This is a genomic window from Wolbachia endosymbiont (group A) of Pipizella viduata, assembly GCF_964028555.1.
Classification (GTDB): Bacteria; Pseudomonadota; Alphaproteobacteria; order Rickettsiales; family Anaplasmataceae; genus Wolbachia.
Genome location: NZ_OZ034787.1, coordinates 862,205 through 880,038 on the forward strand (window position 1 = coordinate 862,205; position 17,834 = coordinate 880,038).

15 protein-coding genes are annotated in these 17,834 nt (G+C 35.3%); 7 read left to right on the top strand and 8 right to left on the bottom strand.

What is annotated here, in order from left to right; all coding sequences use genetic code 11:
- Nucleotides 1-349 precede the first annotated feature (349 nt).
- Nucleotides 350-3,547 carry a glycoside hydrolase TIM-barrel-like domain-containing protein gene (locus tag ABWU50_RS04090; protein ID WP_353275380.1) on the bottom strand — a complete coding sequence of 1,066 codons (3,198 nt, stop codon included), beginning with the start codon at nt 3,545-3,547 and terminating at the stop codon, nt 350-352.
- A gap of 358 nt (nt 3,548-3,905) precedes the next feature.
- Between ABWU50_RS04090 and ABWU50_RS04095 the strand changes: the two genes are divergently transcribed.
- Nucleotides 3,906-4,937 carry a hypothetical protein gene (locus ABWU50_RS04095; RefSeq protein WP_353275382.1) on the top strand — a complete coding sequence of 344 codons (1,032 nt, stop codon included), beginning with the start codon at nt 3,906-3,908 and terminating at the stop codon, nt 4,935-4,937.
- 5 nt (nt 4,938-4,942) lie between these two features.
- On the opposite strand, the gene dcd is transcribed toward ABWU50_RS04095, so the two are convergent.
- Nucleotides 4,943-5,500, bottom strand: a complete 558-nt coding sequence (gene dcd / locus ABWU50_RS04100; RefSeq protein WP_064125494.1) for a dCTP deaminase — start codon at nt 5,498-5,500, stop codon at nt 4,943-4,945.
- Between the two features lie 141 nt (nt 5,501-5,641).
- On the opposite strand from dcd, the gene ABWU50_RS04105 reads away from it, so the two are divergent.
- A complete protein-coding gene (locus ABWU50_RS04105) occupies nt 5,642-6,658 on the top strand; it encodes a substrate-binding domain-containing protein (protein ID WP_353275383.1) in 1,017 nt (338 codons plus the stop codon).
- Between the two features lie 367 nt (nt 6,659-7,025).
- Here the strand turns inward: ABWU50_RS04105 and ABWU50_RS04110 are convergent, their stop codons facing one another.
- Nucleotides 7,026-7,391 (bottom strand): hypothetical protein, encoded by a 366-nt coding sequence (locus ABWU50_RS04110; RefSeq protein ID WP_353275384.1) that lies wholly within the window; start codon nt 7,389-7,391, stop codon nt 7,026-7,028.
- A 125-nt stretch (nt 7,392-7,516) separates the two neighbouring features.
- Nucleotides 7,517-8,230 (bottom strand): hypothetical protein, encoded by a 714-nt coding sequence (locus ABWU50_RS04115; RefSeq protein ID WP_353275385.1) that lies wholly within the window; start codon nt 8,228-8,230, stop codon nt 7,517-7,519.
- Between the two features lie 146 nt (nt 8,231-8,376).
- Between ABWU50_RS04115 and ABWU50_RS04120 the strand changes: the two genes are divergently transcribed.
- Complete coding sequence (locus ABWU50_RS04120; protein ID WP_353275387.1) at nt 8,377-9,828, top strand: TrkH family potassium uptake protein; 1,452 nt, start codon at nt 8,377-8,379, stop codon at nt 9,826-9,828.
- Nucleotides 9,829-9,855: 27 nt separating this feature from the next.
- Here ABWU50_RS04120 and mgtE read toward each other — a convergent pair whose 3' ends face one another.
- Entirely contained in the window at nt 9,856-11,226 is a 1,371-nt protein-coding gene (gene mgtE / locus ABWU50_RS04125; protein ID WP_353275388.1) for a magnesium transporter, read from the bottom strand.
- A 154-nt stretch (nt 11,227-11,380) separates the two neighbouring features.
- Between mgtE and prfB the strand changes: the two genes are divergently transcribed.
- Nucleotides 11,381-12,485, top strand: a protein-coding gene (prfB, locus tag ABWU50_RS04130) for a peptide chain release factor 2 (RefSeq protein ID WP_353275389.1) whose coding sequence is annotated in 2 segments (ribosomal slippage) — nt 11,381-11,455 and nt 11,457-12,485 — 1,104 coding nt in all. Because the reading frame shifts where the segments join, the coding sequence is not laid out codon by codon here.
- Nucleotides 12,486-12,549: 64 nt separating this feature from the next.
- A complete protein-coding gene (locus tag ABWU50_RS04135; protein ID WP_353275391.1) occupies nt 12,550-14,040 on the top strand; it encodes an ankyrin repeat domain-containing protein in 1,491 nt (496 codons plus the stop codon).
- 23 nt (nt 14,041-14,063) lie between these two features.
- Here the strand turns inward: ABWU50_RS04135 and ABWU50_RS04140 are convergent, their stop codons facing one another.
- The 3 genes from ABWU50_RS04140 to ABWU50_RS04150 all read right to left on the bottom strand — a co-directional run bounded on the left by ABWU50_RS04140 (nt 14,064) and on the right by ABWU50_RS04150 (nt 15,954).
- Complete coding sequence (locus ABWU50_RS04140) at nt 14,064-14,408, bottom strand: DMT family transporter (RefSeq protein ID WP_264732404.1); 345 nt, start codon at nt 14,406-14,408, stop codon at nt 14,064-14,066.
- Between the two features lie 16 nt (nt 14,409-14,424).
- The gene (locus ABWU50_RS04145; RefSeq protein ID WP_353275392.1) at nt 14,425-14,739 is read right to left on the bottom strand and encodes a DMT family transporter; all 315 of its coding nucleotides are present in this window, start codon (nt 14,737-14,739) and stop codon (nt 14,425-14,427) included.
- Nucleotides 14,740-14,847: 108 nt separating this feature from the next.
- Nucleotides 14,848-15,954: a D-alanyl-D-alanine carboxypeptidase family protein gene (locus ABWU50_RS04150; RefSeq protein WP_353275393.1), complete on the bottom strand. Its 1,107-nt coding sequence runs from the start codon at nt 15,952-15,954 to the stop codon at nt 14,848-14,850.
- A 529-nt stretch (nt 15,955-16,483) separates the two neighbouring features.
- Between ABWU50_RS04150 and ABWU50_RS04155 the strand changes: the two genes are divergently transcribed.
- Entirely contained in the window at nt 16,484-16,654 is a 171-nt protein-coding gene (locus tag ABWU50_RS04155; protein ID WP_353275394.1) for a hypothetical protein, read from the top strand.
- Nucleotides 16,655-17,050: 396 nt separating this feature from the next.
- Nucleotides 17,051-17,725 carry a RadC family protein gene (gene radC / locus ABWU50_RS04160; protein WP_253309929.1) on the top strand — a complete coding sequence of 225 codons (675 nt, stop codon included), beginning with the start codon at nt 17,051-17,053 and terminating at the stop codon, nt 17,723-17,725.
- The last annotated feature ends 109 nt before the right edge of the window (nt 17,726-17,834 follow it).

Sequence of the window (17,834 nt, forward strand, 5' to 3'; positions counted from 1 at the left end):
GATTATAATATATTTTTTTCATTAGTATAAGTAAAATGTTACATAGTAAACGATGTCATTCGGGTAGCGGACACTGTCCTCCTTTGTCATCCCAGTGCTTGACACTGGGATCCAGGAATTTTATTAAGTTGGTAAGCATAAAAGTAGCCGTTTTATACAACGTTTTGATGATTATGAAAAAGCTGGATTCCAGTGTCAAGCACTGGAATGACACCCTCCTAGTGGATTCAAATCACAATGTTCGTACAGTTATGTGCTTTGACACTGGAATCTTAAGCTAAAATCATAAAAAGCCTGAATTTCAATATCTTATCTTCAATTATTCAGGTTTAAGTTTAAATACTGAGCATCAATTGTTCAGGACCTTTGCTTCCGTGTTATCCAACGAATCACCATAAGTCACTGCTTTGAGGTAAAATTTTCTCCCTGATTGCACTTCAAAAGAAATTATTGAATCATCAAGTAAGGTAAATTTCTCACCTCCTGTATGCTCATACTCTTTAGTACCTTCTTGCCCTCTAATTAGGTTGCTAAGCTTATATTTATTTTTATCTATGAGTTTAGTACTCTGGAATTTCACTATCTCTTTTCCGATTAATGCTGAATTTGAATCGATAATTCCTAGCAGCTTACCAAAACGTAATACTATTACAAGCCCCTCATCGGTAGATTCCATTACATATCCGTAAGTAGACTGTTTATTTGTGCTTGCGATAGGCTTATAATCCTTATCGTTGTACGAAATAAAGAGTGTTGCTCCTTTCCAATTCTTTTCCTCATTAATTAAAGTAAAGCTTGCGCTATTACCTTTAACATACGGCAAATCTATCATTTCTATGATGGTTTTGCTGATGTGAGAAGGAGGGTATTCCTTCAGCATAAGTGACCTTGTTGAAGGAAAAGAAAGCTTATATATAGAGTGATCATAACCAACGCCAATTACTTGAATGGACATGCTTTCAAATTTTGTTTTTATAATTCTCACCGTATGCTTTTTCTCACCGTCTAAAATCGTTATGACATCACTTGGCGCAAGCCATGCATATTTTATCGGTAGCTTGAAATTGTATATATTTCTCTCTTGCCACGAAGAATAAAGTAAAACTTCAGCGATATTTTGTGCCTCTCCCTCCTCCATAATGAGCGGTATTTCAACTGTTGCAGCAGTGCCTTGCTTTGGCAACTCAGCATATTTAACATCAATTGGATAGCCAAAATTGCGATTAAAATAAACGACGTTAACTTTATTGTTTAAATCCAGTTGACTAATATTAACAAGTTTTGAATTGTTACTGAAAACCGTTTCACCAATTGGCATTACAGTTGTAACTCCCCTGCCCTTTTGGACAAATTTCAGTTTAGAGCCCTGTTCAACCACATCAAAAAAATAGCAACTTTGCAGCATTTTAATAATTGAACGTACGGGTTGCTGGTCGTTTATCACATATCCAGACAATAACCCTTTGACGTTGCTTGTATCGAACTGATTGCTTTTTAAACCTGTTTTTTGTAACAGATCCAATAAAACATCGGAAATATTAAGCTGTGAAAGCTTTCCCTGAATCCAATGTACTGTCTGCCAGTTATGGCAGTCAGCCCACACATCACACAAATTGGGAAAGTAAGGAAATGGCCTTGCATCCCATGCCCAGAGAAACATTTTTTCTACCATTTCTGAGCTTTGCCACTTCTTTAGCGTTCCTTCAATTGCAATTTTTTGTGAAAGAAAGCTCACCTCTCCGTTTGAATATCGTGGATATTTGCTCTCTATGCTGCCTTTGTCAACAAACACATTTGGCTCATTAGTGAAGCCGTTCATACTGGGAAATCCATATTCAGTAAACCATATTTTTTTCATTTTTGGTTGCCATTTTGTTTTACTACCACCGGGGTTTATGTGAGTTTCACTCCACCATTTCTCTATATTTTTCCACGCATACCTGCTGTCGTTATACTTTACTTTTTCAGGCTCACTTTTTGAGTAATCATAGAAATAATCATACCCCACTCCACTGCTCCAACCACCCATTACATCTTCCGCAGAATAGCCAAAAGGAGGCTCTGGACCATCAGTCAGTGGAAAATAAGCATCTATGCCAACAACGTCGATGTACTGTGAAGACCACAGTTCATCCATATTATACCAACCATCATATGAGTGGTATTCGCTCCAATCCGCAGCGTAAGTTACTGTTACTTCTTTTCCAAGATCAAGTTTTATCTGCTTTGCAAGCTTAACTAGCTCTGCCACTGCAGGGTAATTACCTTTTTCATCTCTGATTTTGGTAAGTTCAACAAATTCAGAACCAATGATAAACCCTTCCACTTTAGTTTGTTTGGCAATGCTTGCATAATGCTCTATAAATTTGTTGTACTGATTCTTAAAAAAATCACTTATATCTTGAGGAGCCCCGCTCAATCTTCCTCGCCACTCTTTGTTCTTTGTATCAAGTAAGGGCATCGGATAGAGCATCACCTTGTAGCCTCTGCTGTGTAGCTCTTCTATATATCTTATTAGCGCTGAATCACTAACTGTGCCACCATATCTTGGGTTTCCATTATCGTCTTTTGAAATTAGCTGAGCATCATCTCTGGTACTACTTCCTACTTGCCAATCATCAGGTAATATTGCGGAATCATCTTGAAATTCAACTGCAGGGTATATTTTACAATCTTTAATGTTCAGATCATTCACAAACCAATTGACTACTACCGATACCCACTCAACATTTGGTAAATCTCCCTTTAATTGATCCAAAGAAAGCACTGCATCGCTCTTTTTAGTGTGGTTGTTATGATTTACCCTTTGTGCCAGCCCATATGGGATATATTGGTTGCTGCTTATTTTCTCTTGCGCGATTTTCTTCTGTATTTTTGTATCATATAAAAACTCTCCTGAGCCTGGTATTATATTGATATTCTGAATATTTTCTACTACTGAAAATCCGCTAGGCTTTAATATAGTCTGCACTTCAAATGTGAATACCGGAACGCGGTTATTATAGTCTGCTAAAGGAAAATTCTTGATGACTATGTAAGATATTCCCCTATAAGCCGGCACACCTTCGATTGACGACATAAATGGATCAGGATTTTGGTCTTCTGTACCGCGGTAAAAAGTATAATCTATTTCATCAAAGCTAAGTGATGTTGTATCTGCCCAGATTCTGTTTAATTTTTCTACTTTCCCCTTGCAGATCGCAATTGCAAGCGTTGCATAGTAATTATACTCAACATTCATACCTCTTCCAATTTTGCTTTTGGTGGTTATCGCCTCTTCTTTTATTGGCTGTGACCAAATAATGTTCCCTGCAATGCGAGCAGTGCCATAGATAATTGGTATCGTCCTTCCATAGGTTGAGGTTTGAACTTGCAGATTTTTTAGTCTCGCACCATGCGTTACTTTCTGCTCAGCATCAAGGCTAAACATCGCACCATCAAGCTGCGTACCAAGAAGAGCACCGAGTTCTGAGCCGATAATCTGGCTAATTGGACCAAAAATGCTGCCTGCTTGACCAAAAATTGATGATAAAATTATTGTGGACATGGTAATCCTCCTTTTTGTTTCTATAGTTAATGTAGGCTAGATTTTCCTACGCCATGCCGCCACGAACCGTCATACCGCGATTCATCGCGGTATCTCGGCATAGATTCCGCTAACTAGTAGCGGAATGACGAATTTGTCGTTTTACAGCCACTTGGATGACAATTTGCCACTAAATAGTAGGAAATTCAATAGCTTACAATGAATAGTTGAAGTTTTTAATTAAGAAAAGCACATGAGTAAATCGTGTAGCTATAATTATTGTAAGCAACAATGAAAAAGTGCGGAAGTAGAAATTTGAGTTGAAAAAATAAGAAAAAATATAGTATATTAAAAATATTGATACTAACTTAAACTAATTATGCCAGCAATAGTAAATACACCAGACAACATACAAAGACCGTCAAAATTAAAAAAAGCAAAAGAAATTCTGCTAGCTCCTGTAAGGTGGCTAATCACAGGTTTATTTGTAGTACTTTTTATAATATTTGTTATTTCTCTCCTGGTGTTTTTCTTAATCGCCAAGGTATCGAGTAAGCTATATCTTTTTGCAGGAGGCAAAATGCCGGAACGGTTAGAGCAAGGAACTGAAGCATTTATGGAGGCAGCACGTATCCCACAAACAACGCATGATACTAATGTAAATGATGCAATTAATATTAACGTTCAAAAGCTAAAAGAAAACTATGGCGAGCCTGATGTTGATGATAAGTTTATAGAGGAAATAGAAGGATTTATTGATCAGTTAGAGTGCATAGCAAATGGCACACAAAAAGCTGCAGATAAAGATCAACTTACAGAAGATGAGAAAAAACATGCACTTGAGTACTTGGAGCGTATAAAAAATAACCCTGGTACACATAGTGGAAGCGGGTTAACATTGAAGCAAGTTTTAAATTTAGCTTGGAAGGCTTGCAACGATCAAACTAGAGCAAATGCTGATCATAATATAGATATTAATACCCGCATATCACAGAGAAAATATCAACTGGTTAAACATTTAGTAGAATCGCAAACAGAATACGGAGTGCATGGTGGTCGTGGTTCAAGTGCATGTTTTACTGGTACCTTCAACAGTATTGTCTCTTCCTTGTACATTTTTGAAGAGTTTTCCTTCTTGCAAAAAGCAGATAAGAATACTATAAAGCAGGAATTTGAAAATGAGCTGCAAAAAAAGGGAGAAGAACTATTTAATCAGCTTTCCAATGATAAAGAAAAAAAAGAAGTTGCAGAAGCTTTAAGTAATCCTTCTACAAATTTCTTTTCAAGCTATGTAGAGTCATTTAAAAACCACTCTGCACGTGCAGTTTTAGGTGATAAAGAATGCGACAAATTAGTTAAAACTCATCTTAGTAATCTTCAGTACAATAGAACAATATCTTGCTTTACCTAAAGTAATCACTTTACCAGCGGCAAAGTGATACCATGCTGATTCATATATTTTCCTTTCATATCATCATATGATTTTTCACACTCACTTTCGCCGCTTAAAAATACGAATTGGCATGCGCCTTCATTAGCGTAAATTTTTGCAGGAAGTGGGGTGGTGTTTGAGAATTCGAGTGTGACATGACCTTCCCATCCAGGTTCTAAGGGAGTAACGTTTACTATAATTCCACACCTTGCGTAAGTTGATTTACCAACACAAATGACCAGTACATTTCTTGGTATACGAAAATATTCCACTGTGCTTGCAAGCACAAAGCTATTTGGTGGAATTATGCATACGTCTGTTTCTTTATCTATAAAACTATTCTCAGAGAAATTTTTAGGGTCCACGATGGCTGAATTAACGTTAGTAAAAATTTTAAATTTATTATCCACTCTTGCATCATACCCATAAGACGATAGTCCGAAAGATATAACACCTTTGCTGCTTTTGTGATCCACAAAAGGCTCTATCATTCCAAAATTTTCAGCTTTTTCTCTTATCCATTTATCTGGCATAACTGCCATAATTGCCCCTTAAAGTTGTGTAATACTTACAATAATATAAAATAAAATTTAAATGTAAACTGTAGCTTTTGTCATGCAATTAAAGCTTTTCAGTTTGATTTTTTATTACAATAATTAGATTTATGTTCTTAGCTAAAAACAATGTTTAGAAACTTTCTCCTGATTTTTGTATTCGTATTATTCATGCCGCTGTCAAATGCTGATGCCAGGAAATACATCAGAATTGTTGGATCTTCAACCGTTTTTCCTTTTATCTCATTTGTAGCCGAGGAGTTCAATCGTGTATTCTCTTTTAAGACTCCAGTTGTGGAATCGATAGGAAGTGGATCAGGGTTCAAAATGTTTTGCTCAGGAATAGGGGAATACACGCCAGACATTACCACTTCATCTCGCCCTATGAAGGAAGTAGAAAGAGAACTATGTAAAAGAAATAAAATTAATGAAGTGATAGAGATCATCATTGGCTATGATGGAATTGTCATTGCAAATTCAAATCAAAGCCATAGATTTGATTTCACAAAAAAGGACTTATTTGAAACTTTATCTGCATATTCTCAAGAAAATGATAAATTAGTAAAAAATAATAAGAAGTTTTGGTCTGATGTAAATCAAGCCTTACCAAAAACAGAAATTGAAATTTATGGTCCACATCAAAATACAGGCACATACGAAACTTTGGTTAATTCTATTATGTTCAATCAATATTCATGCATGAACTCGAGAATTTTCAAAGAGAATTATAAAGATCAGGAAGAAAGAAAGAAAGCATGTGGTAATATAAGGGATGACGGAAGGTATATAGAAGTTGGAATTAATGAAAACATAATAATACAAAAATTGAAAAGTAACAAGAACGCTTTAGGGATATTTAGTTTTAGCTTTTTAATGAGGAATCAAGATAAAATACAAGGGAGCACAATTGCAGGAATTGAGCCAACTTACGAAAATATATCATCGGGAAAATATATATTAGCAAGACCTCTATACCTTTATATAAAGAAAGAACACCTGGATACTGTTGATGGATTAAGAGAATTCATAAAAGAAATTATAGATTCGATCGGCATTGAAGATGGGTACCTATCTAGGCTTGGTCTAATTCCACTTTCAAGTGAAGACATGAAAAAAGCTTCAGCAAAAGTTTATGATATAACGTGACGGCAACACTTCTTTTATATTCTTGATACTGTTCAGGGGCACGGCTAATGCGCAAATATTGAGCAAAAGTGGTGTCATTCCAGTGCTTGACACTGGAATCCAGACTTTAATTATTATACTCGTAAATAAGTGTAATAGATAATGGTCCTGGTGAGAAAAAAGTTCACCTCAAATGCAGTATTTTTGTTGAAATAGCTCAACTGGATGCCAGTGTCACGCACTGGCATGACACCATTTGTTGTAAACTCACTTTTATGGTTATCTTTTTATACTACCTTGTCTACCTTATTTTGTCGCTTTCCTGAACGGATACATATTCTTTGTCTAGCGTAGTCAGATCCCAGCGCGGCGCGCTGGGATGACATTATTAAAGTTGTACTACTTGTCCTGGTGTAAACTGTTTTTTTACACTTGGATTTTCCACTTTCTCACGAACCTTAGCAATACCAGCACCCATTAATATAACTGCTGCCAAAGCTGCTAAAGCCAGTGCAACTACAGGATACGCTAGCACATAGGCTGCAACAGCACCAGCTACGCATAGTCCAGTAACACCTAGAGCAATCTTCCCTTTGTGTTCACTCCAGAAGTTTGTATCGTTCTTTTCTGGGGCCGCAGCTACATCAGTACTATTTATTGAAGACATGAACGTGTTCTGTTCTTCATTTTGCAATCTCTCTGCAATCTCTCTATCATTTTGGGGAATACGCTTTTTTTCCTCAACTTCTTTCAATACAGGTTCATTAAGCTCTATTTCTCTGTCCTTTCTATAATCCTTAACTTCTTGAATAAAGTCTTCAAGCCATCCCTCACCAGCTATATCCCTAAAGCGTCCTTGTTGCCTTTCAAGAGAATCTATTATATAGTTACTCCTGTATTTTGACCTTCTCTATTAACGATGTAGTATCCAAGCCAGAAGTTACGAACATCAGGGGAAGCTTTATTCCAAAGAAGTTTAGTGATCTCTTTTATCTTTTTTAATTCTTCTTTGTCAAGCTTTCTTTCATAGTCAACTATCAGAGGATAAACTAAAAGGGCATCTACGTCTCCATCATCCCAATATACTCTTCGATCTAAAACACTTTGTACATTTTCACCACAATTCTCTAATGCTGCTTTAACTTGATTAGCATTAAGACTGCTTATTACATCCATTAGTTCAATATTAAGATCCTTTACTCTCTTGTGCTCTTTCATTTCTTGAATAACTGTTTCAAGAGCAGTTATGTCACTAAGGACAGTTTCTCTTTGAAAGTTTTGAAAACTCTCTATTGCATGATCACACACAGAATCACGATTTTTTTGATTAGTTTTCTGCCAAATTAGTTCAATGATCTTTACGCTTTTTTCAAATTTTTCTTTATCTTCAACTATATCGTTAAGGCGAGTAATAGCAAAATATAAAATGATATCTTTTTCACTAGTCGGAGCTCCCTCGTGTCTCAAAGCTGCTTGTATATCATCATTTCCATTACTATTGAATGTTTCCTGGACCATTTTAAGGTTGTTCTCGCTGATTGCTCTTATTAATGAAGTTTGAATTTTTTGTTGTATGTCAGTTAATTCAGTCATATTTTACCTCTATTTTCTATAAAGTTTAATTATCACACATATTTACAAGTAAGTTAAGTATATTGTTAATAACTGTTAATAAAGGCCAACAAAATGCTTGACGTTAGAGTAGCTTTTATGGCTTTGTATAGCGAGGAAGTAACTCTATGAAAAATCATCAACGTTTACAAACTTTACGTTCAATTGTATTTATTGTGGGAATATTCCTATTGTTATTTAGCTTAGCAATGCTTATTCCTGCTATTACTAATAAATGTCTCAGCTACGAATGGAAAAATTTTCTCGCTGGATTCATAATTACCTGCACATCTGGCGTAATTTTTATTTTACTCGGTAAATTAAATGGCATGCCGGCAATTTTTGCAATTACTAGTTGCACCTGGATTGCCTTGTCTTTGTTTGCAGCTATTCCTTTCTATTTTGACAATCTGAGCTATGTTGATGCATTATTTGAAACGATATCTGGCATCACAACCACAGGGGCAACTATATTTAATGATATTGAAAAACAATCTCCAGGAATACTGCTATGGAGAGCAATGCTACATGGCATGGGGGGTTTTGGTGTAATCACTTTAGGAATTGCAGTTTTTCCTATGTTTAAGATTCTCAGCCTAAATAATTTACTTTATTCTGAATATTCAGATGCTACAAAAAGGAAGTTGCCGAACACGCGAAGCGTAGTAATTCATATTACAGCAATATATTATGGCCTAATTTTGTTATGTATATTTTCCTATTATCTGGCTGGTATACCACTATTTGACGCAATATGTCACGGAATGTCCGCTGTATCAACTGGTGGATTTGCTAACTATAATGATTCTATAGGGCACTACAATAACCCTATGTTAGAAGTCATAACGATCATTTTTATGATTTTGGGTTCTCTGCCTTTTTTTAGCTATTTAAAAATCATAAGACGGTTAGACATTTGCTATGATGAACAGGTCTCTTACTTTGTTAAGATAGCTATTGTTTCATCTTTATTTGCTTGTTTTTGGTTGTATCAAAATGTTGATTTAGGAGTGTCATTATCATTTAGATACAGCACGTTTACCATCACCTCTTTAATTACGTCAACTGGTTATGCAATCTGTAATCATATAGATTGGAGCTTCATTTCAGTCTTAGCTTTTTTTCTAACCTTTGTTGGTGGATGTAGTGGTTCTTCAAGTGGTAGCATCAAAATCTTTCGTTTGATCATTTTTCTAAAGTCTATAGGAAATCACTTTCGCCTTTTATTAAACCCAGGTGCAGGTAATAGGGTAAAATTCAACGGAAAAACCCTGGAGAATGATGAAGTTCACTCTGTCTTTATATTTTTTGCAATTTTCATGTTAACGTTTACCATTTCATCAATAGTGATGTCTTACTTAAGCAATGCAGACTTTATAACTAGCATCAGCTCAGTCTCTGCAACGCTTACAAATTCTGGCCCAGGATTTAGTAATTTAATAGGCCCTTCAGGTAACTATTCTTCTTTCAGTAATGAAGTAAAATTATTTTTGTCGTTTTTGATGCTGCTTGGTAGACTTGAAATATTGCCAATCTATTTTTGTATAGGTAATTTATTCTTATTTAATAGAAAGAAATAGTTGGTAAAGTTGTGAAACTTGATATTGTCAACTGTTTAATAAAAAGATCGTAGCTAAACCAAGAAACATAAGAGCTGAGAGAATATCAGTTGTTGCCGATGTTAGGATTGAAGAAGAAACTGCAGGGTCAGACTTTAAACGGTGAAGCATTATAGGAATGAAAGTTCCGATGAACGTTGCAATAATTGACATCATAATCATGGAGACCACAAAAATCATCTCCACTTTGAAATTGTGAAATCTTATTGCTAATACTACGAGTGAAATGGTAGATAAAATTACCCCGTTTATAAGACCTATTAAAAATTCTTTCATCAGTACTCTTTTTGCATTTTGCTCAGTTAGATATTTTGTTGCGATTGCCCGGATGGTTAGCGTTACTGTTTGGGATCCTGCATTTCCGCTCATTGATGCAATTATCGGCATGATTATTGGCAGTACTATAAAACTTTTTATTACATCATCGAAAAAGCCAACTACTATGGAACACATTGTTGCAGCTAAGAGGTTAAACAGTAACCAAGGTAGCCTTTTAATTATAGTTTTATGTATAGGGGCATTTATATCGGCTTTAGAAGATACACCGCTTATTTTGAGTACATCCTCTTCTGTTTCTTGTTGAACAACTTTTATCACATCTTCAATTAAGATCACACCAATAATTTTACCATTCTTATTTACTACCGGAGCCGATAATAGAGAGTAATCTTTAAATATTCTTGCTACTTCCTCTTGGTCTACTCCAGTTTTAATGATTTTTATGTCATGATCCATTATCTCTTTTATTATTGTGTCTCCTGAGTGAGATATTACCTTATTTAAATTCACACTGCCTATAGGCTCTAATTTTGAGTTGATAATGAATATCTGGTGAAATCTTTCTGGTATTTTTTTATAGTTGCGCAAGAATTCCATTAGCTGATTTATCGTCCAATAATATGGAGCTATAACCATATTTTTATGTATCAACCTTCCTGCACTTTCTTCTGGGTATGATAACAATTCCTCTACTAATTTTTGAGTTGAATTGGGTAAGTAGTTAAGTATGTTTTCTATAGACTTTCTATCCAAATCTTTCACTATGGTTACTATATCTTCTACATCAAGGAGCATTAGTAACCTTGCTGTATTTTCTATTCCCAATGTTTCTATGATCTCTCTTTGTAAATCTGGCACTACATGCACTAGGGCATCACTTAACAAATGTTGATCTAGGATATTAACTAATTTCTCCCTGTGATCACTGATTGAAGTAGATAAAAAATAAGCTAACTGAACGCTATCTATCGTTTTTACAATATTACAAACATTTTCTAGCTCCTCGTTATCAAGTGACTCTATTAAGTCATCAATAGCCTTTTTGTCTAAACCATAATGAGAACTTATTTTAATATTCATTACTTTACCTTGTTTTTTAATAAATATACACACTTGATTTCCTTAAACATTAAAGTATAATGAAATTATTTTGAATTAACTATCATATGGTTAAATTTCTATTTTGTTTGCTGTTATTGTTAGTAATAGTAAATATATTAAAATCTAAAGTATAATGAAAACTTATTCAGAAATTTTCGAATACTTTCAAGGCTTAAATAAAAGTATTTCTCTTATCAGGAGGTGTCTTTGACATAGAAAAATTAAAGTTGCATCTTGAAGAGCTGGATTCCCAAGCGTCGAATGATAATCTGTGGCAAGACAATCAAAAGGCACAAGAAATTTTAAAAGAACGTTCTAAAATTAATAATGACGTAGAGTTGTTTTTAAAGCTGGAAAGCGATTACAACGATGCCATTAGCTTAATGAAGTCTGCTATTGATGAGAATGATGAAGAATTTTTCTCTGAAGTTGAAAGTGAATTAGCTAAGCTAGAGAAATTAATCAAACTTAAAGAGACAGAATCCTTATTTACTGGTGAAGCAGATAACAATAACTGCTTTTTAGAAATCCACTCAGGAGCTGGTGGAACAGAGAGCAATGATTGGGCTGAAATGCTGATGCGCATGTATGTAAGATGGGCAGAAATTTATCACAACTTTAAAGTTGAAGTTGTAGAAAAATTAGAAGGAGAGTCGGTTGGTATAAAGTCTGCAATGATAAAAATCGTTGGAGAAAAAGCTTATGGGTGGGCAAAAAGTGAAAGTGGAATTCACAGGCTGGTTAGAATATCGCCGTTTGATGCAAATGGTAAACGTCATACCAGTTTTGCAAGTGTAGGAGTAACTCCAGTGATAGAAGATTCAATTGATATTGCTGTGGATGAAAAGGATCTAAAGATCGACACCTACCGTGCTTCCGGAGCAGGCGGTCAGCACGTGAACAAGACTGAAAGTGCGGTACGCATTACGCATATTCCAACTGGTGTTGTAGTTCAATGCCAAAATGGTCGTTCTCAACACAGAAATAAAGATGAGGCGTTAAAATTACTTAAAGGACGTTTGTACCAAATTGAACTGGAAAAAAAAGAACAGAAAATGGCTGAAGAGTATGGTAAAAAATGCGATATAGGCTGGGGCAATCAGATCAGATCGTACGTTATGCATCCATATCAAATGGTGAAGGATTTAAGAACTGGACATGAAGTGGGTAATATAAATTCTGTTTTTGATGGTAATATAGATTGTTTCATAGTTAGTGTGCTTACTAAGCAAAATTAGGTAGGGTTGACTTTCTTGTCATAATATATGATAATTAAAATATTGTTAAAGTAGGAGTAAAGTTATGACAATTGAACACGAGCAGTGGGAAAGAATGCTAAGTGCAATTGATGCTGACAAAAATTTAAGTAAAGATAACGTAATTGGGAAGATAAAAGAGAAATTATCACAATATTCAGATGAATATAAAGAGTGGGAAGGAGCTGGTTTTGGTGTAAACCACTTATTTGCAGTAGAATATGGATTATTGCATTTAGCTATCCACAATAATTTAGAAAATGTGGTGAATGCTCTATTGGGAGTAGAAGGAATCAATGCTAATGCAAAAAATGGATATGGAGACACTCCTTTATGTAAGGCTGCTCGCCATGGCTGCACTAAAACAATAAGAGCTCTAATAGACAACGGAGCAGATGTTAATGAAAAAGATAATCATGAATGTACTCCTTTGCATTTGGCTTGTGAAAATGGTCAAACAGAAGTAGTAAATCTCCTATTGAAAAGAGAAGATATAGATGTTAATGCAATAAGTAAAGATGGGTATACTCCTTTACATTTGGCTACTGAAAAAGGTTACATAGAGATAGTAAAAACTCTAATAGAAGGAGAAGGAGATGTCAAAGCGGTAGATAAATATAGGAATACTCCTTTACATTTGGCTGCTAAAAAAGGTCGCATAGAGATAGTAAAAACTCTAATAGAAGCAGGAGCAAATGTTGATGCAATAGATAGAGATGGACGCACTTCCTTACATTTGGCTATTCAATATGGTTGTAAAGAAACAGTAAAAACTCTAATAGGAGCAGGAGCAAATGTTAATGCAGCAGATGAAGATAAACGCACTCCCTTGCATATAGCTACTCAATTTTGCCGTAAAGAGATAGTAAAAATTCTAGTAGAAGCAAGAGCAAATGTTAATGCAGCAGATAAATATGGATGTACTCCTTTACATTTTGCTGAAGATGCAGAGACAGTAAAAACTCTAATAGGAGCGGGAGCAAATGTTAACGCATTAGATAAAGATAAACGCACTCCCTTGCATAATGCCAAGAATGAAGAGACAGCAAAAGCTCTAATAGGAGCAGGAGCAAATGTTAATGCAGTAGATAAAGATAAATGCACTCCCTTACATATGGCTGCTCGACGTGGTTGCAAAGAGGTAATTGAGACTTTAATAGGCAAAAGAGCAGCTCTTTTGTCAAAGAATAATGATAATAAAATTCCGAGCGATTTTGACAAAAATCATTATATAGTTCGGCATGTGAATTTTCTTTTATCTGAAGAAAGAATGAAACGACATGACCAACAGGGTAAAATATCTCTTGTTGCTTTCAGTTTAACAATATTGTTTGGTACTGCTATAACGATAACACTTTTTGCAATTGGAACAATTACAGCTGGGCTATATCCTGTAATAGGAGCAGTAGTTACAGTTGTAGCAGCAGCATTAGCGGTAGCTTATACTACAGTTAGAATGTTAGAACCTAGTACTAAAATGGATGAAACGAAAGAAGCGCAAAACGTAAATGGGAATGTGCAGGAAGTATTTCCTTAATATAATTCCAATTGTGGGATCTCTTATTCCATTTTATCAACAGTTTGTTTTGCAGTATCAAACAATTTTAATCCTATAATCCCGAATGTAACTAAAATAAAGCATATTACTTCGAATAAATTAACTGGTTCATTAAATAGGTAAACTCCAAGTATTGAAGCTCCTATAGCACCTACTCCAGTCCAAATTGCATAGCATACTCCGATAGGTATAGAACGTATAGCGAGCGAAAGTAAATACGTACTAAGAGCCATGGAGAGTATGCTAATTATTGATGGTACGAGATGAGTAAATCCACAACTATGCTTAAGTGTTATGACCCAGAACACTTCAATTAGTGACGATAAGAGTAAATATATCCAATTCATGCATAAATTTTTAGGTTTAAATAGAGAGCTTTAGCCCTATGGTTCCTATTACAATTAAAATGATACATAAAACTTGAGATAAATTAATATTCTCTGTGAAAGCGGTTGCACCAATTATAGTTATTCCAATTGTGCATATTCCAGAGGAAACTGCATAGCATACTCTAATAGGTAGAAAGCATGCTGCAAGAGATAAAAAGTAAATGCTAATGATCATAATTACCAATGTTGCAATCGAAGGCACACCTTTAGTAAAACTGTTACTAAACTTTAACGTTACAGCCCACAGTATCTCTAGGATACTAGACAGCAACAAATATAACCAGCACATTTTCGTAACATTTCAATCTTGTATTGTAACAGAAATTGTTAGTTAAAACTACACTAAAGTGCAATAGATCTCTCTTTCGAAATTGCTTTGAAAGCCAATATATTAAACTTAAAATAACATTCTAAAAAACTTTTCTACGAAATTCAATTCCTGTACGTCATTTGCTGCATAAAGAGGTGTAGTTTGTTGCTCAATACCTGGTATTTCTACAAAAACTTTGCCCACTTCTTGACCTTTTTTAATGGGTGCAGGTATCATATCTTTATATTCAATACGCACCTTAATTTGGTCATGCAATTTGCGGTTGTAAGTTATGGTAACATCGTTTGCAACTGTAATAGGCACTTTTTTATCTTTTCCATAGAGAACATTTACTTCCTCAACTACACTGTCTTTAATGAATATTTTCTTAGTATTAAAATGATTTAAGGAGTATTGTATCAGTCTTTTTGCTTCTTCTATTCGCTCTTTCTCAGTGTTTAAACCATTTACGACAGCAAAAATTCTCCTATCATTTCGTTTTGCAGATGCTACAATGCCATAACCACCAGCATTTGTATAACCGGTTTTTAAACCGTCAACCCCAATGTCGTGAAAAAGTAGAAGATTTTTATTCTTTTGTGCAATTTCGTTATATGTCAAATATTGTTCAGAAAATAAATCGTAATATTCAGGAAAATCAGTGAAAATCCTTTTTGCCAGCATTACCAAGTCTTTTGCGCTCATAAAATGATCTCCATCTGGCCACCCGCTTGAGTTGACAAAATGACTGTCATTCAGGTTCAAATTTTGTGCAACCTCATTCATTTCAGCCACAAAATTCTCTTCTGATCCTGCAATACCCTCGGCTAGTGTTATGCAGGCATCATTACCTGAGACTATTGTAATTCCTTCGAGTAATTCCCTCACCGTAACGGATTGACCTTCTTTCAAAAACATAGAAGAGCCTTTTCTTTCCCACGCTTTTCTGCTTACTCGAAATTTATCCTCCATATTTATTATTCCAGCTTTTAGATAATCGAAGGCTATATATAAAGTCATTAACTTGCTCATTGAAGATGGGGCCATTTTTTCATCGGAATTATGGTCAAAAATGAACGAGTCTGAAGCTAAATCTAAGACTACTGCTTGCTTTGCTTTGGTTCTAAACTGGTATGAGTATGAAGAAAAAGGAAGTATAAAAACTAATAGCAAAATTACCAATCTGCTTAACATATCTATAATTTTAAATTTACAGTGCACTAATTAATAGTATAATTTTACAGGGGCATTTCAATAGATCTCTTGCATAAAAATTCCTTGACAAACTCCGCCAGCCCCCTTATTATGATAGTGAAGGTATTCAGTTATCTTCATCTGTGCAGATTAAACAGCAAGAAAACAACTTAGTTGGCGTCTTATTTTTAATTTTTTGCACTATGTGCACCTTATGTCTTCACAACATTTCTGGGCTTTTACCTATATAAGCTGAAACGCGCTTATAAGTCATTTAAGACAGTATAGTACGCCAATTTGCAGGATTAGAGAGTGACAACTAGCTAACACGGGGTTTCTTTTGCCTTTTTTTCTGCTTAGTAAATTTCTTAAACATTTAAACTAAGGTGAGTTGCATTTAAAAGCAGCTAAATCTTGCTTGTCAAGCGTTTAAAACATAAAAAACGCCAATATTTTAAAGCGGATAATAACCACGGGGCTTCTTTTGCCTTTTTTTTTATTTGGTAAATTTCTTAATATTTATAGCAACATGAACTGGGCAGGAAGGTGTCATTCCAGTGCTCCTTTTTTTGTCATCCGAGTAGCCCCTATGATGTCATTCCAGCGCGTGACGCTGGAATCTAGTCTTTATTATGCAGCCACTTATTTAAAGTTAAGTTTTCTGGATCCAAGTAGTCAAGCTACTCGGATGACATCTTGACAATCGTCATCCCGCTACGTGTTAGCGGGATCTATGCTAAGAGATACCGCGAATGAATCGCGGTATGACGGTCTGCGGCGATATGACGGTTCGCGGTGGCATGACGATAACTTCGTCATCCCGCTGCTTGTTAGCGGGATCTAGAGATACCGCGGCGATATGACGGTTCGCGGTGGCATGACGATAACTTCGTCATCTCGCTGCTTGTTAGCGGGATCTGCTGAGATACCGCGAATGAATTGCGGTATGACGTAGAGCTCGCGTCAGCTACTTTGATGACACCATTTACTGTCTTTAAAAATGAATGTTCTTACAATTGTGCGTCATGCGCTTTATTAAATATTTTACTTAAAAATCTAACTTCTTGTTATACAAGAGATAAGCAATTCACTAATGATGAAAAATTACGAAAAGGGGCATAGAAAGCGCCTAAGAGAGAAAATTATTTTAGATAATGGACAATCATTACTTGATTATGAAGTTTTAGAGCACATTTTATATTCAGCATACAGTAGAATTGATGTAAAGCCGATAGCAAAGAGTTTGATAGAAAATTTTGGCAGTTTGAATAAAGTTTTTAATGCTGACCTGGAAGCACTGCAAAATGTTGATGGTGTCAGCAATGCAGCAATATCTGCCATCTTTTGTGTGAAACAAGCCTTTGTTCGTTCTGCAAGAGAAGAAATAAAAGACCTGCCTATAATCGATAACTGGGAAAAATTGCTTGATTATTTAAGAATAAGCATAGGAAGCCTCAATAAGGAAAATTTTCGCGTCATCTATATGAATAAAAAGTATCGTCTAATAGCGGAAGACCTGCAAAACGTTGGTACAGTAGATCAAACTCCTCTTTATGTCAGAGAGATCATCAAGCGCGCACTTTTGATTGGTTCAACATCCATTGTAATATCTCACAATCATCCAAGCGGAGATACACAACCTTCAAATAGCGATATATCTCTCACTAGGCAACTAGCAGAAGCTTGCCAAAGTATAGGAATAGAATTAATAGACCACATTATTATTACATTCAGTAGCTATTTTAGTTTCAAGGAAAATAGGTTGTTGTGAAAGCTTTTATAGCTACAGTAACTTAGATTTACCGACAATCGTCATTCCGCTACGTGTTAGCGGCTAAGAGATACCGTGACGGGATGACGGTTCGCGGCGGCATGACGAT